The sequence below is a fragment of the Micromonospora sp. NPDC050187 genome (genome assembly GCF_044459745.1).
GTDB lineage: Bacteria > Actinomycetota > Actinomycetes > Mycobacteriales > Micromonosporaceae > Micromonospora.
Window position 1 is genome coordinate 83,857 of sequence record NZ_JBITJH010000009.1, and the last position, 15,044, is coordinate 98,900.

At 73.6% G+C, this 15,044-nt stretch carries 14 protein-coding genes; 6 read left to right on the forward strand and 8 right to left on the reverse strand.

Annotated elements, in window-relative coordinates:
- The first annotated feature begins 33 nt into the window (after window positions 1-33).
- Window positions 34-285 carry a hypothetical protein gene (locus ACIBJE_RS16355; protein WP_396748874.1) on the forward strand — a complete coding sequence of 84 codons (252 nt, stop codon included), beginning with the start codon at window positions 34-36 and terminating at the stop codon, window positions 283-285.
- Between the two features lie 22 nt (window positions 286-307).
- Here ACIBJE_RS16355 and ACIBJE_RS16360 read toward each other — a convergent pair whose 3' ends face one another.
- Both ACIBJE_RS16360 and ACIBJE_RS16365 read right to left on the reverse strand, forming a co-directional pair.
- On the reverse strand, window positions 308-928 hold the full coding sequence (locus ACIBJE_RS16360; protein WP_396748876.1) for a DedA family protein: 621 nt from the start codon (window positions 926-928) through the stop codon (window positions 308-310).
- A gap of 93 nt (window positions 929-1,021) precedes the next feature.
- Window positions 1,022-1,711, reverse strand: coding sequence for a class I SAM-dependent methyltransferase (locus ACIBJE_RS16365; protein WP_396748878.1), 690 nt, complete (start codon window positions 1,709-1,711; stop codon window positions 1,022-1,024).
- A gap of 161 nt (window positions 1,712-1,872) precedes the next feature.
- Between ACIBJE_RS16365 and ACIBJE_RS16370 the strand changes: the two genes are divergently transcribed.
- A complete protein-coding gene (locus ACIBJE_RS16370; protein ID WP_088983014.1) occupies window positions 1,873-2,076 on the forward strand; it encodes a cold-shock protein in 204 nt (67 codons plus the stop codon).
- 49 nt (window positions 2,077-2,125) lie between these two features.
- Here ACIBJE_RS16370 and ACIBJE_RS16375 read toward each other — a convergent pair whose 3' ends face one another.
- The gene (locus ACIBJE_RS16375) at window positions 2,126-3,748 is read right to left on the reverse strand and encodes a CocE/NonD family hydrolase (RefSeq protein ID WP_396748880.1); all 1,623 of its coding nucleotides are present in this window, start codon (window positions 3,746-3,748) and stop codon (window positions 2,126-2,128) included.
- Entirely contained in the window at window positions 3,749-4,264 is a 516-nt protein-coding gene (locus ACIBJE_RS16380; protein WP_396748883.1) for a MarR family winged helix-turn-helix transcriptional regulator, read from the reverse strand.
- A 138-nt stretch (window positions 4,265-4,402) separates the two neighbouring features.
- On the opposite strand from ACIBJE_RS16380, the gene ACIBJE_RS16385 reads away from it, so the two are divergent.
- Complete coding sequence (locus ACIBJE_RS16385; RefSeq protein ID WP_396748886.1) at window positions 4,403-6,529, forward strand: MMPL family transporter; 2,127 nt, start codon at window positions 4,403-4,405, stop codon at window positions 6,527-6,529.
- A gap of 55 nt (window positions 6,530-6,584) precedes the next feature.
- On the opposite strand, the gene ACIBJE_RS16390 is transcribed toward ACIBJE_RS16385, so the two are convergent.
- From ACIBJE_RS16390 to ACIBJE_RS16400, 3 genes are all read right to left on the reverse strand, one after another.
- Window positions 6,585-8,060 carry an alkaline phosphatase PhoX gene (locus ACIBJE_RS16390; RefSeq protein WP_396748888.1) on the reverse strand — a complete coding sequence of 492 codons (1,476 nt, stop codon included), beginning with the start codon at window positions 8,058-8,060 and terminating at the stop codon, window positions 6,585-6,587.
- A gap of 166 nt (window positions 8,061-8,226) precedes the next feature.
- On the reverse strand, window positions 8,227-9,102 hold the full coding sequence (locus ACIBJE_RS16395) for a lytic transglycosylase domain-containing protein (protein WP_396748890.1): 876 nt from the start codon (window positions 9,100-9,102) through the stop codon (window positions 8,227-8,229).
- Between the two features lie 47 nt (window positions 9,103-9,149).
- Window positions 9,150-10,625 carry a DedA family protein gene (locus tag ACIBJE_RS16400; RefSeq protein ID WP_396748892.1) on the reverse strand — a complete coding sequence of 492 codons (1,476 nt, stop codon included), beginning with the start codon at window positions 10,623-10,625 and terminating at the stop codon, window positions 9,150-9,152.
- A 134-nt stretch (window positions 10,626-10,759) separates the two neighbouring features.
- Between ACIBJE_RS16400 and typA the strand changes: the two genes are divergently transcribed.
- The 3 genes from typA (at window position 10,760) to ACIBJE_RS16415 (ending at window position 14,278) form a co-directional block, all read left to right on the forward strand.
- Window positions 10,760-12,628, forward strand: coding sequence for a translational GTPase TypA (gene typA, locus ACIBJE_RS16405; protein WP_396748895.1), 1,869 nt, complete (start codon window positions 10,760-10,762; stop codon window positions 12,626-12,628).
- 63 nt (window positions 12,629-12,691) lie between these two features.
- Window positions 12,692-13,537, forward strand: a complete 846-nt coding sequence (locus ACIBJE_RS16410; RefSeq protein ID WP_396748897.1) for a serine hydrolase — start codon at window positions 12,692-12,694, stop codon at window positions 13,535-13,537.
- Window positions 13,538-13,600: 63 nt separating this feature from the next.
- A complete protein-coding gene (locus tag ACIBJE_RS16415; RefSeq protein ID WP_396748899.1) occupies window positions 13,601-14,278 on the forward strand; it encodes a lysoplasmalogenase in 678 nt (225 codons plus the stop codon).
- Here ACIBJE_RS16415 and ACIBJE_RS16420 read toward each other — a convergent pair.
- Window positions 14,247-15,044 carry a tyrosine-protein phosphatase gene (locus tag ACIBJE_RS16420; RefSeq protein ID WP_396748901.1) on the reverse strand — a complete coding sequence of 266 codons (798 nt, stop codon included), beginning with the start codon at window positions 15,042-15,044 and terminating at the stop codon, window positions 14,247-14,249. The genes ACIBJE_RS16415 and ACIBJE_RS16420 overlap by 32 nt on opposite strands.

Sequence of the window (15,044 nt, forward strand, 5' to 3'; positions counted from 1 at the left end):
GCTCCCGCGCATCCCACAGGAGACCACCGCCCCATGATCGAACCGCTGCTGCCCGACCCACCACCCGTCCGGTGCCGCCGCTGCCACCACCCGGTGACCAAGGGCCGCCTGTACGACGGCTACGGCGAGGAGTGCGCCCGGCGGCTCGGCCTGCTCCCACCGCACATCCGTGACCCCCGCTCGGAACAGCCCGACGGGCCGACCCTGCTCGACCTGCTCGACACCACCGACGACCCGACCCGCGAGGGCGACGAGCAGCCGGGGAGGACGTGGCCGGATCGATGAGACGGCGGTGCCTGTCCCGTCGCTACGACGCGTCGGCGGCCACGGCCGCGTCGCGCAGCCGACGCCGGCTCGCCAGCAGCACCACCATGCCGAACAGCATGCCGAAGCCCAGGGTGCCCCAGGTGGCGGACTCCCCCGGCAGCAGACCGCCCAGCGACCGGGCCAGCGAGCCCAGCACGACGTAGAGGCCCGCCCAGAGCACCGCCCCGGAGGCTGCGCAGGCCACGAAGCGCCGGTACGGCATTCGCAGCCCGCCGGCCGCGAGCGGCAGCAGCGCGTTGAACACCGGAAGGAAGGGCGCGACCAGTACCATCCGCCCGCCGCCCCGGTGCAGGATCCCCTCGGCGGCCGCCCAGCGCTCCTCCCCGATCCAGTCCCCGACCCGGCTGGCCCGCAGCCGCCCGCCGTAGTGGCGGCCGACCAGGAAACTCGCCGACCAGCCGGCCAGGCAGCCCCCGACGACGGCGGTGAAGGAGGCGAACGTCGCGGCGGGCTGACCCACCCCGACCGCCGCCAGCACCGCCACGTCCCCGGGGACGAGCACGCCGAGCAGCGGGATGGCATCGAAGAGCATGACCGTCCCGAGCACCCCCATCAGCAGCAGGGTGGGGAGCTCTCCGATCTGGGTCAGCCATTCCGTCATGTCGACGAGGCTATGCCGGGACCGCCACCGTACACATGGGGCTTTGGCCCCGGCTTTTCCCTGAGATCGACCCGGAGTCCCGGGTGTCGGGGGTCACCTGAGGCGCGGACGCATGATCCGTACCCGGCGCACCGACGACTCGACGGCGGGTTCGGTGCTGGGCACCCGGTAGACGGCGAGCGCCTCCAGCCGCTCCTCCGGCAGGTAGCCCCGCCCCGGGTCGCCGACCAGCACGTCCACGCCCCGGGCGGCGACCCGTTCCAGGAAGGGCAGCACCCGGTCGGCCATCGGCCGGTCGTAGAAGACGTCTCCGGCCAGCAGCAGGTCGACGTCACCGCCGTCGGTGTCGAGCAGGTCGGCGGCGGTGGCGTCGACGGCGACCCGGTTGGCGTCGGCGTTGAGGCCGACGGCGGCCACGGCGTACGGGTCGATGTCACTGGCCCGCACCCGCTCCGCTCCGGTCAGGGCGGCGGCGATCGCCACCAGCCCCGAGCCGGTGGCCAGGTCGAGCACCCGGCGTCCGGCCGCGACCCGGGGATGGTCCAGCAGGTAGCGGGCCAGGGCCTGGCCTCCCGCCCAGGCCGAGGCCCAGTAGGGGGCGGGCAGCCGGTGCCCGGCGTCGGCCTCCATCCGGGCCCACCAGAGGATGGCGTCCTCGGCGACGTGCAGTCGCACCTCGGGCACCAGCGGGGTCGGCAGCAGTCGCAGGCGGTCGGGGCCGCCGCCGGGCGCGCTGATCTCCCGCCGCAGCGCGGCGGTCGCGTCCCGCGTCGGGCCGTCCATCCCGGAAAGCATGCCGTCATCGGGGCGACGGCGCGGGGTTTTCGCATCCCGACACGGCACTTCGGCCAGCGCGCGGTGACGCGGCCGGTTACTGTCGGGGGTGGTACAGGGCGATCATCGGCCAGACGCCGGTGGTCTCCCATGGCAACAGGGAGAGATGCATGGCAACCGGCACGGTCAAGTGGTTCAACTCGGAAAAGGGTTTCGGCTTCATCGAGCAGGACGGCGGGGGGCCGGACGTCTTCGTCCACTACTCCGCGATCGCCACGAGTGGCTACCGTGAGTTGAACGAGGGACAGAAGGTCGAGTTCGAGGTGACCCAGGGTCAGAAGGGTCCGCAGGCGGACAACGTCCGTCCGCTGTAGACCGTGCCGGTGGCGGCGCACCCGTCGGGGGGCGCCGCCACCGCGTGCGTCACGGCACCGGCAGATGCACCGCCGAGGGGTGCGCCGGGTCGTGCAGCACCTCCCGCCATCCGGCCCGCAGGGCGACGGCCGCGCCGAGCGGCTCGCCGGTGCCGGGGTTACGGGCGTAGCGGGGGTGCGCCCCGCCGGTGACCTGCACCCGTAGCCGGTGCCCCGGGGCGAAGCGGTGCGCCACGGGCCAGAGCGGCACCGGTACGCGCACCGCGCCGGTGTCGTCGGTCGGGAAGCGGTCCGGCCAGAGCCGGACCAGTCCGTCGCAGACGTTCCAGGACCGCCCGCGCGGGTCCACGTCGCAGAGGCGGACGAAGACGTCCAGGTACGCCAGTTCGCTGCGCACGTACACCTCGGCGTGCACCGGGCCGACGACCTCCAGCGGCGCGGTCAGCGGGGCGCTGGTGAAGGTGAGCACGTCGGGACGGGCCTCGACCGGACGGTTGTCCACCGGTCCGGCCCGCTGGGCCACCAGCAGCGGCCCGCCCAGAGACGGGGTCGGGTCGGCCGGGTCGTACCGGAACCGGTCGGGAGCGGACTCCGCCGGCGGCTCCGGCCGCAGCGCCGCGCCGGGGTGCAGGTGCCAGCTGCGCCGTTCGCCCGGCGGCGGCCAGTCCGGCAGGTCCCGCCAGCCATCGCCGTCCCCGCCGACGTGCACCCGGACCGGCGCGGTGCCGGCCGCGGGGCGACGGCCGGCGAGGTGGGTGTCGAGCCAGTCCAGTCCCTCCCGCAGTGCGGCGAGCAACAGCCCGGGGCTGCCGTGAGTCCACGGGCCGACGGTCAGCCGGCAGGGGGTGCCGGCGGCGCGCAGGGCCGCGTGGTCGGCGAGCTGGGCAGGCAGGAAGATGTCGTGCCAGCCGCTGACCATCAGCACCGGGGCGCGCACCTCGGCGAGCCGGCGGTCGAAGACCCGGTCGCGCCAGTACGCCGCGTCGGGGGTGTGGTGGCGCAGCCACTCCTGGAAGAACGGGACGGTCGCGCCGGTGGCGATCCGGTCCGCCTCGGCCAGCGGCAGGTGGGCCAGGGCGGCGGCGAGACGGGGCTGGCCGCGTTTGAGTTCCCACTGCCGGGCCAGCCAGGGCACGGTCTGCGCCTGGAGCAGCTCCGCCCAGGTCAGCACCGTGTCCAGGGAGAACGACTCCCCCGCGTACGTGGAGTCGCGGGTGGTGGAGGCGGTGACCACGGCGACCATGGCGCGCAGCTCGTCGCCGGCCTCGGCGGCCAGCGCCCACTGCACGAAGCCCTGGTAGCTGGCGCCGAACATGCCGAACGCGCCGGTGTACCAGGGTTGCCGGCGTAGCCAGTCGAGGGTGTCGAGGCCGTCGGCGCGCTCGTGCACGAGGGGTTCGAAGGTGCCGCCGGAGCCGTACGTGCCCCGGCAGGACTGGATGACCACGTGGTAGCCGTGGGCGGCGACGACCCGGCCGAGCAGCCGCATCGGTCCGCCCCGCCCGTACGGGGTGCGGATCAGCACGGTGGGGGCGTCGGGCGGGTCGGGCGCGTAGTGGTCGGTGCGCAGTGTCACACCGTCGCGGACCCGGACCGGGAGGTCCCGGGCCACGGTGACCCGGGCGCGGGCCGGCGGCAGCCGCAGCAGGCCGGTGGCGATCCGGGTGAGCACCTACTCCGCCCGGCGGCGGGGTGGTTCGGAGCGGGCGGCGCGGACGGCGTCGCGGTGCTGCCGGAGCGAGGCGCTCATCCCCACCATGAACCGGTGCACGGTCTCCAGCTCGTCGTCGGTGAAGTCGGTCATCACCTCGTCGGTACGGGCACCGAGCGGCCGGAAGAACTCCATCGCGACGGCGGCGCCCCGTTCGGCGTAGTGCAGCAGGATCCGGCGCCGATCGGAGGGATCCCGGTCCCGGCGGAGGTGGCCGGCCCGTTCCAGCCGGTCCACCAGGGCGGTGATCGAGCCGGAGGAGAGGTCGAGATGCTCGCCGAGGCGACCGGGGGTCATCGGGTCGCCGCGCAGCTCGGCATCCATCACGGCGATCAGTGCCTGAAGGTCGGTGCCGCCGAGGCCGTGCAGGCCGGCGAAGGCGTGGGCGACGTGCTGGGCGTCCACCGCGTACCGCCGGAGGTCGTTGATGATCTCGGCGACCATGTGTTCGCGTCGGGTGTCGCGTCGCCGGTACATGCCGTGACCTGCCACGTTGCGTCGCGTCTCCCCTTGTCGTTGTCCCGGTTGCAGCATAACTCACCAGTCGATAATCTCGGCCATCAAGATACTTGGCTGTTGAGAATTTACCCCGAACAGAGACCGTGAGGCATCCCGATGTCCGTCTTCACCCGCGTCGCCCGCAGCCGACTGGCCGCGTGGCTCACCGTGGCGGCCGCGATCGTGATCGCGGGGGCCGTCTTCGGCCTCCCCCAGCCCGACAACCCCGACCCCGTCTCCCACACCGGCCTGTCCGTCGAGTGGGAGTCCACGCAGGTCGAGCGGCTCCAGGAGCAACTGCCGTCCCGCGACGTCCAGGCCGCGATCGTGGTGGTCAGTCGCGACGACGGCGGTCCGCTCACCGGATCCGACCGGGACCGCGTCACCGCCGCCACCGGCGACCTGGGCCGGTTCGCCGCCGGCGGTCGGATCCCGCCGCCGCAGGTGTCCCCGGACGGCACGGTGGCCCTGCTCGTGGTGCCGATGTCCACCGCCGACGGGCCGGAGGCCGTCGGCGAGCGCGTCGGCGACCTGCGGGACAGCCTCGGCGGCCTCCCCGACCCGCTGCGGGCCGAGGTCACCGGTGCGCCCGCGTTCGCCGCCGACCTGGGTCAGGTCTTCGAGGGCGCGGACGTCACCCTGCTCGCGGTCACCGCCGGTGTGGTGGCGGTGCTGCTGCTCATCACCTACCGCAGCCCGTTCCTGTGGTTGGTGCCGCTGGCCGTGGTGGCCGCCACCGAACAGATCACCCTGCGGGCCATCGAGACCATCGTCCCGGCGGTCGGCATCAACCTGAACAGCGGCGAGGTCACCGGTATCGCCAGCGTGCTGGTGTTCGGCGCGGCCACCAACTACGCCCTGCTGCTGATCGCCCGCTACCGGGAGGAACTGCGCCGCGAGTCCGACCGGTTCGTGGCGATGCGGGCCGCGCTGCGCCGTACCGCCGAGCCGATCCTGGCCAGCGGCAGCACGGTGGTGCTCGGGGTGCTCACCCTGCTGCTGTCCGAGCAGGAGACCAACCGGGCGCTCGCCGTGGCCTGCGCCACCGGTGTGGTGTTCGCCATGCTCTCCGCGCTGTTCGTCCTGCCCGCCGCGCTGCTGATCTTCGGCCGGGGACTCTTCTGGCCGTTCGTGCCCCGGGTGGGTGGCGAGGCCCGCGAGGGCCGGCTGTGGGGCCGGCTCGGCAAGGGGGTGCTGCGCCGACCGCTGCCGGTCACCGCGCTGGCCACCCTGCTGCTCGCCGGCCTGGCGTTCGGCGGGCTCGGCATCCGCACCGGCCTGGCCGAGACCGAGCAGTTCCGGGTGGAACCGGAGGCGGTCGCCGGAGCGAAGACCCTCGCCGAGGCCTTCCCGGCCGGCTCCACCCAGCCCGTCGCCGTGCTCACCTCACCCGCCGCGGTGCCGGCGGTCACCGAGGCCGCCGCGGCCGTACCGGGCGTCTCCTCGGCCCGCCCGGCCGACGCCGGGCAGACCGTCGCCCAGGTCGACGTGGTGCTGGAGGCCGAACCCGGCACCGCCGCCTCCGACCGCGCCGTCGAGGCGCTGCGCGACGCGGTCGCCGCCGTACCGGGCTCCGCCCCGCCGGCCCTCGACGGCGTCGGGGAGTTCTCCGGCGCGCTGGTCGGCGGCACCGTCGCCGCCACCTACGACTCCGACCAGGCCGACAGCCGCGACCAGCGACTCATCCTGCCGATCATCCTGCTGCTGGTCCTCGGGGTCCTGGTGGTGCTGCTCCGTGGCCTGCTCGCCCCGGTGCTGCTGGTGCTGACCGTGGTGGCGTCGTTCTTCGCCAGCCTCGGCGCGGCGTGGCTGCTCTTCGACCACGTGCTCGGGTTCCCGGCGCTGGACAGCGGGGTCCTGCTGCTCGCGTTCGTGTTCCTGGTGGCCCTCGGGGTGGACTACAACATCTTCCTGGTCACCCGGGCCCGGGAGGACGCCCGCCGGATGGGCACCCGGGACGGGATGCTCTCCGCCCTGCGCGTCACCGGCGGGGTCATCACCAGCGCAGGCGTGCTGCTCGCCGCGGTCTTCGCCGTCCTCGGCGTGCTGCCGCTGATCCTGCTCACCCAGATCGGCATCATCGTCTGCATCGGTGTCCTGCTCGACACGCTGCTGGTCCGTACGGTCCTGGTGCCGGCGCTGGCGTTCCTGCTCGGCGACCGGTTCTGGTGGCCGGGACGGATCAGCCCCGAACCGGCCGCCGACAGCGCCGACGCGCGGGAGGCGGTGACCGCCCGGGACTGACCTGGGCCACGACCACGGCGGTGACCGGATTCTCGCCGGTCACCGCCGTGCCGGTTCAGACCCCGATCCGGGCCCAGTCACCCCAGATCGCGAAGGTCATCCCCCGGCTGGCCTGGATGTTGACGAACAGGGTGTGCCCGTCCGGGCTGAACGTCGACCCGGCGAACTCGTCGTTGGAGCGGTCCGCGCCGGTGCTGCTGGTCAGCCGGTTGAGCGCGATGTCGAACAGGTCCCCCCGCGGGGTCAGCCCCCGGATGAAGTTGTCCGACGTGTTGTCCTCGCAGACCACCAGCGTGCCGCGCGGGCTGGTGGTGATGTTGTCCGGGAAGTCCAGCACGTCCGGGCCGGGCGACTCGTACACGAGGCGCAGCACCTGCGACCGGCAGTCGTACGCCCACACCTGGCCGTGCCCGTTGCCGAAGCCGTCGGCGATCGGCCCGACGGAGGTCTCCGCCGGGCCACCGCCCTGGGTGGCGGTGAAGTAGACGACCCCGTCGTCGTACACCGCCCCCTCCAGCCGGGAGAAGTACGCCGCACCCTGCTCCCAGCCCTGCCGCGCGACATGGGTGAGCGCGGTGTCGTTGGGGGTCGGCGCGGGCTGCCCCGGCGTGTACGGGAACGACGGCGCCGGGTCGTCGACGTCGACCCACTCCACCCGGTAGGTCGCGTGCCGCCGCTGCGCGGCGGCCAGGTTCCGGTTGGGTCGCCCGCGCACCGCCAGCATCTGCAACCGGCCACCGTCGGCCAGCCGGCCGATCCGCATCGGGTCCTTCGGTGGGGTGTACCGGTAGAAGCCGGACGCGTAGCCGAAGTTGTCCTCGGTCAGGTAGAGGTGCCCGCCGCGCGGGTCGTACGCCACCGACTCGTGGCAGAACCGGCCGGCGGCGGTGACCGGCCGCCGGTCGCCACGCCCGTCGGCGGGAACCTCGAAGACGAAGCCGTGCCGCTTGGTCAGCGACACGTTCGGCGCACCCGTGTAGTCGGGGCCGACGTCCGGCCCGTTGACGGTCTCCTCGCAGGTGATCCAGCTGCCCCACGGCATCTGCCCGCCGGAGCAGTTCATCAGGGTGCCGTTCAGGCTGGTCCAGGAGCGCCGGACCTCACCGAACCGGGTCACCTCGACGGTGGTGGTGCCGCCGGGCGCCATCGGGTCGTACGCCTCGGCGGGGTCACCGAAGGCCGGGACGGGGCCGCCGATCTCGTGGTTGCGAACCAGCCGCACGGTGCCACCGGGTCCCGGGAAGGCGCCCATGCCGTCGTGCCGGCCGGGCAGCGCGGTGCCGTCGTCGAGGGTCACCGGGAACTCGGTGTCGTGGAAGGACCGGTACCGGAACCCGTCGGGCAGCCAGAGACGCACCTTGCCGTCCCGCAGGTCGGGCACCGGTTCGAGGGCCGGCCGGGGTCGGGGCCGGCGGCCGGCCGCACCGGCGGCCTCACGGGCCGCGAAACCGAGGAACGGACCACCGAGGACCGCGCCGCCGGCCACTGCGGCCGCACCGCGTAGCAGGCCACGCCGGTTCACGTCGGACATGAGGGGACTCCTTCGTCGCCGGGCCGGCCACGGGCGTGACCGCCACCGTGATCCTCGTCATGCCGATCGATGTTGGCAACCTCCCGGACACCGGGCGTTCACCGCACGTCCACCTCGGCCTCAAAAGACCGTCCGCCCGGATATCCCCAGTCCGTCCGCCCGAACCTCAGTAGTCCAGGCAGACGCACCCGGTCATCAGCGCCCGCACGTTGCGCACGTACCGGGGGTTGGGCACGGTCAGCGGCTCGCCCTCCCGGGCGACCGCGTGGTGCCCGTAGTTGTACGCCGCGATGACCGCGTTGAGCAGGCAGGAGTCCAGTTCGGCGGTGCACAGGCCGGCGTCGAGCCGGTAGTCGGCGTCGAAGTACATGTCACCGATGTACTTGGTCAGCCAGGCCAGGTACGTGGCGCCCAGGTAGGCGTTGTCCCGGTGGTCGCGGACGTCGTACGACTGGCCGAAGCGCTGGTTCATCCAGTCCGCGGTGCCCGGCATGACCTGCATCAGCCCGATGCCGCCGTCGCAGGCGACGATGTTCGACTGCCAGCCGCTCTCCTGCCAGGCGGTCGCCTTGACCAGGTTCAGCGGGATCCGGATGTCCGGCGCCGACGTCGGCCAGTACGTGCGCGCCGCCGCGTCGGTCAGCGCCGCCTTCACCTGCGCCCGGCTGGCCTGGGTGCCGGAGTAGGACGGCTGACATCCGCTCGCGGCGGGCTTCGGCGGCGGTGGCGGCACCCTCGTCTCGGTCGGTGGCTTCGGCGTGGCCCGTGGCCCGGCGGTGCGCTTCGCGGTGGGTTTCGCCGTCGGTGACGGCGTGCCGGAGCGGCTCGGCGTCGCCGACGGGCCCCGCCCCATCGACTCGACCGCCGAGGGCGACACGTCCGGTGTGGACGACTCCACGACGGGCAGGTCCACCGGCATCTCGGCGGCACCGGCGGCCGATTCGGTGGCGGTGTCCCGTTGACCACCGCAGCCGGTCAGCGGGGTGGCCAGGAGCACCCCGGCGAGCACCGCCGCACCGATCCGCCCCGTGAGCACGCGCATGCCCCACCCCTCCCCCGTGTCGAGGCCGCACCCTAGCAGGGATCAGGTCACCCGGACGCCCCGTACGCGAGCGGCCCGCTGTCGTCCCCGCCGGTGGGCGGCGACGCGACGGCGCAGTCCTCGCCGGGCGGCGCGTCGACACCGGCCGCGTCGGCCGGCTCGGGCGGACGGGGGGCGGGCGGCAGGGCCTCGGCGCGCTGGGCACGGTCGTGGGTGGCCCAGGCGACCACGAAGACCACCGTCCAGAGCACCCCCAGCAGGGCCGAGCTGACCGCCCCGCTGGCCGAACTCAGCCCCAGGTACAGCCGGGCCAGCCCGATGCCGGCGATGCCGACCGCCGCGCCCGTCCACCAGGCCACCGCCACCGGCCACCGGGCCCCCCGGGCCAGCAGCCAGGCCAGGGTGCAGAACCCGGCCGAGACCACCGCGATCTGGGTGGGGAACAGCAACGTCTCCGACGGCGCGGTGAGATCGGCCACCACCGCCAGCACCACCGGCGGCACGAACGCCCCCACCGTCCCGAGCAGCCCGAGCAGGTCCGCCCGGTAGGTCCGCCGCCGCCAGGCCAGCACCCCGGCGACCAGGGCCACCACCACGATCAGCACCGGCCCTCGGAACGCCGACACCACGGTCAGGGTGACGTCCACCGCCCCCAGGGTGCGCCGGGACGCGAACCACTGCGCGATCGCCGCGTCCACCGAGGCCAGGCCACTGTGCCGGACCACCGCGCCGAGCAGCCAGGCGATCACCAGCCCGGCGCCGAACAGCAGCGCCAACCCGGCCGTCACGTTCAGCAGCAGCGCCCAGGTGGCGCCGATCCGGGTGCCGAGCAGGAACAGCAGGATGCCGTACCGGCGGGTCACCCAGCTCAGCGGCGGCACCGCCAACGCCCGTTCGAACAGCGCCCGCGCCGGGTCCGGGTTCCGCCCCAGCCACCGGCCGGCCAGCACGATCACCAGCACGCACCCGGCCAGCACCAGCACCGCCCCGGTGGCCCGCCCCAGGTACGCCGAGACCGTCTCGTACGACTCGCCGGCCAGGTACCCGACCAGCACCGAGCCACCCACCCAGGTGACCACGCCGCCGACGTTCCACGGCAGGAACCGGCGGTACGGCAGCCCCGCCGCACCCGCCAGGCGGGGCACCAGGGTGCGGGCGAACGCCACCCAGCGGGCCGCGAACACCCCCCGACCGCCCAGCCGCCCCAGCATCGCGTCGGCGCGCCCCCACCGCTGCGGCCCGACCCGGGCCCCCCAGCGGGAGGCACGCAGCCGGGGGCCGTACCGGCGACCCGAGCGGTAGGCGAGGGTGTCCCCCAGCACCGCCGCGGTGATCATGACCAGCATCGCCGGGCCCAGGCGCAGGGTGCCGGTGAACGAGAGGAAGCCCACCAGCAGCAGCGTCGCCTCGCCCGGCGCGACCAGACCGATGAGCAGCGCTGTCTCCCCCGCGACGATCAACGCCGCGACCAGGTAGATCAGCTCGGCCGGCAGGTGTTCCAGCAGGTTCACCAAATCGTGCACTCAAGCCCCCGACACACGTCGGTCAGCATGCCAGCATCGGCACCCAGTGTGACAGGAGTTTCACCGGAGATCGGGGCCCGCTCCGGGGTGACCCCGACGCCGCCCCTGATCCCGGCGGACGGGAGGATGGAGGAATGCAGCTTCGCACCGACCTCCGCAACGTCGCCATCATCGCCCACGTCGACCACGGCAAGACCACGCTGGTCGACGCCATGTTGCGGCAGGCCGGCGCCTACGGCGCCCGCGGCGAGACGACCGAGCGGGTGATGGACTCGATGGACCTGGAACGGGAAAAGGGCATCACCATCCTCGCCAAGAACACCGGCGTGCGGTATCTCCCGGCGGACGGCTCCGACCCGGTCACCATCAACATCATCGACACCCCCGGCCACGCCGATTTCGGCGGCGAGGTGGAACGCGGACTCACCATGGTCGACGGGGTGGTGCTGCTCGTCGACGCCAGCGAGGGCCCGCTGCCGCAAACCCGCTTCGTGCTGCGCAAGGCACTGAAGGCCCGGATGCCCATCATCCTGGTGATCAACAAGGTGGACCGTCCGGACGCCCGGATCAAGGACGTCGTGGACGACACCTACGAGCTCTTCCTCGACCTCGACGCCGACGAGGAGCAGATCGACTTCCCGATCGTCTACGCCTGCGCCCGCGACGGCATCGCCTCGCTGACCCAGCCCGCCGACGGCGCCGTCCCCGAGGACAGCACCAGCCTCGAACCGCTGTTCCGCACCCTGCTCGACACCATCCCGCCGCCCGCCTACGACGAGGACGCCCCGCTGCAGGCCCACGTCACCAACCTCGACGCCTCCCCGTTCCTCGGCCGGCTCGCGCTCTGCCGGGTCCGGCAGGGCACCATCGCCAAGGGCCAGACCGTCTCCTGGTGCCGCACCGACGGCACCATCGCCAAGGTCCGCATCTCCGAGCTGCTGATGACCGAGGGCCTGGAGCGCAAGTCCGCCGACAGCGCCGGGCCGGGCGACATCATCGCGGTCGCCGGCATCCCCGAGATCATGATCGGTGAGACCCTCGCCGACGCCGAGGACGCCCGCCCGCTGCCGCTGATCACCGTGGACGAGCCGGCCATCTCGATGACCATCGGCACCAACACCTCTCCGATGGTCGGTCGGGTCAAGGGCGCCAAGGTCACCGCCCGCATGGTCAAGGACCGCCTCGACAAGGAACTCGTCGGCAACGTGTCCCTGCGGGTGCTGCCCACCGAGCGCCCCGACGCCTGGGAGGTGCAGGGCCGTGGGGAACTGGCCCTGGCCATCCTGGTCGAGCAGATGCGCCGGGAGAACTACGAACTCACCGTCGGCAAGCCGCAGGTGGTCACCCGGGAGATCGACGGGAAGACCTGCGAGCCGGTCGAGCGGCTCACCATCGACGCGCCCGACGACTACCTCGGCGCGATCACCCAGCTCCTGGCCACCCGGAAGGGCCGGATGGAGCAGCTGGTCAACCACGGGACCGGCTGGATCCGGATGGAGTGGCTCGTGCCCGCCCGGGGCCTGATCGGCTTCCGCACCGAGTTCCTCACCGAGACCCGCGGCACCGGCATCCTGCACCACGTCTTCGAGTCCTACGAGCCGTGGTTCGGCGAGCTGCGTACCCGCAACAACGGCTCCCTGGTCGCCGACCGCTCCGGCTCGGTCACCGCGTTCGCCATGACCAACCTCCAGGAGCGCGGCCAGCTCTTCGTCGAGCCGGGCACCGAGGTGTACGAGGGCATGATCGTCGGCGAGAACTCCCGCTCCGACGACATGGACGTCAACATCACCAAGGAGAAGAAGCTCACCAACATGCGCTCGTCGACCGCCGACGAGACCGAGAAGCTCATCCCGCCGCGCAAGCTCTCCCTGGAGCAGGCCCTGGAGTTCTGCCGCGAGGACGAGTGCGTCGAGGTGACCCCGGTGGCCGTGCGGATCCGCAAGGTCGTCCTCGACCAGACCCAGCGGGCCCGCGCCACCGCCCGCCGCAAGCACGCCAACTGAACCACCGGTCGCGGGGGCCGCACGGGCCCCCGCGACCCCGGGCGATCGGCTACGGTCACCGCCATGACCTGGGACGAGCTCGACGCCCGCCTGGCCGCTGTGCCCGGCACCGTCTCGGCGTACGCCGGCCGCCTCGACGCCGCCCCCACCTGGACCCACGCCGAACACACCCCGCACTACGCGGCCAGCACCATGAAGGTCGCCGTGCTCGCCGCTCTCTACCGGGCCGCCGAGGCCGGCACCCTCGACCCGGACACCCCGGTGCCGGTGCACAACGACTTCCCGTCCGCCCACCCCGACGGGCCGCGGTTCTCCCTCACCCCGCACTACGACAACGACGACGCCGTCTGGGACCGCCTCGACCGCACCGCCACGCTGCGCTGGCTCGCCGAACGCATGATCGTCCGCTCCAGCAACCTCGCCACCAACATCCTCCTCGGCCACGTCGGCCTCCCCGCCGTCGCCGAGGTCTGGGCCCTCGCCGGTGCCCGGCACAGCGTCACCGGGCGGGGCATCGAGGACTACACCGCCCGCGCCGCCGGCATCACCAACCTGGTCAGCGCCGCCGACCTCGCCGGCCTGCTCGGCGCGCTCGCCGCCGGCGCCACCCGCCCCGGCCCCCTCGCCACCCCGGCCAGCTGCGCCACCATGCTCGACGTGCTGTGCGCCCAGCAGTTCCGCGAGGACCTCCCCGCCGGACTCCCCGCCGGGGTGCCCATCGCCCACAAGAACGGCTGGGTCACCGGCGTCCGGCACGGCGTCGGCGTGGTCCTCCCCCACGACGCGCCCCCGTACGTGCTCGCCGTCTGCACCACCACCGACCTCACCGACCCGGACGCCTGCCGGCTGCTCGCCGACGTCTCCGCCCACGTCTGGGCCGCCCGCCACGACCTACGCCCGGCCCCCTGACCCGGGTACCGACGACGGACCCGGCGGCCATCCACCCGCTCCCCACCCCCACCAGGAGCCCCCGTGCGCCACCACCGGCTGCCGCTGCTCGTCTTCGCCGTCCTGACGACGGCGAACCTCGTCGCCGTCGCCACCGACCACCGCCTCGGCGTCCTGCTCACCAAACCGCTGCTGATCCCGGCGCTCGCCGCGTACCTCTGGTGGGTCGCCGCCGCCCACGGCCGGCGACCGGACCGACTGCTCCTCGCCGCGCTCGCCTTCTCCACCGGCGGCGACATCGCACTCCTCGTCGACGGCACCCCCGCGTTCCTCACCGGCATGTCGCTCTTCCTCGGCGCGCACCTGTGCTACATCACCGCGTTCACCCGCCACGGCGCCGCCCGGAAGCTGCTCCGCCCGCCACTGGTCGCCATCCCGCTCGGGTACGCCGTCGCCACCACCGCCGCCCTGGCCTGGATGTGGCCCGGCCTCACCGACGCCGGACTCGCCGTGCCCGTCGCCGGGTACGCCATCGCGCTGGCCACCATGGCCGCCACCGCCGCCGGGCACGGCCCCCGCGTCGCCCTCGGCGGCGCGCTCTTCCTCCTGTCCGACCTGATCATCGCCACCGGCACGGCCGACGTCGGCCACCTGCCCGGCCACGGGGTGTGGGTGATGAGCACCTACTGCCTCGGTCAGGCGCTCATCGTCACCGGCCTCGTCGCCCGGCTCACTCCAACAGGTTCGCCCGCAACGCGCTGACCAGCTCGTCGGTCACCCCCAGGCCGTCGCGCAGATACGCCCCGAACGACCCGTGCACCCGTGCCACCTCGTCGTACCCGGCGTCCAGGTACTCCGGCCGCACCTCGAGCACCGGACGCACCGCGTCCGCGTCCAGCTCCGGCCGGCGCCGCCGCATCGCCTCCAGCAGCACCTCCCGCAGGCTCACCGTCAACTCGTTGTGCCGCAGGTAGTCGGCGCGGATCGCCGCCTCGTCCACCCCCAGCACGGTCAACAGCACCGCCGCCAACCAGCCCGTGCGGTCCTTGCCCGCCGAACAGTGGAACACCAGGGGCAGGTTCGCCGGGTCGGCGGCCAGCCGCAGCGCCGCGGCGAACCCGCTCCGCGCCGACTCCCCCGTCACGAACCACCGGTAGATCGCCGCCATCGCCGCCGGGGTGCCCTGCTCCGCCAGTTCCCCGTACGCGTCCAGGTCGTGTCCGAGCAGCAGCGCCGAGACGTAGGTGAAGACCGGGTGCGCCGGGTCGTGCACCGGCAGGTGCACCACCGTCGGCTCACCGGGCAGCCGGTCCGGCGGGGCCTCCGCGATCTCGGCGGCGTACCGCAGGTCGACCACACACGCCGGGGCGAGCTTCGCCAGCACCGGCAGGTCCTCGTCGGTCAGCCGCCCCAACGCCGGGGTACGGATCAGCCGACCCGCCCGCACCCGCCGCCCGTCCGCGCCCACCAGGCCACCCAGGTCCCGCGCGTTCGGCGCGCCCACCAACTCCCAGTCCCGCACCCTCAT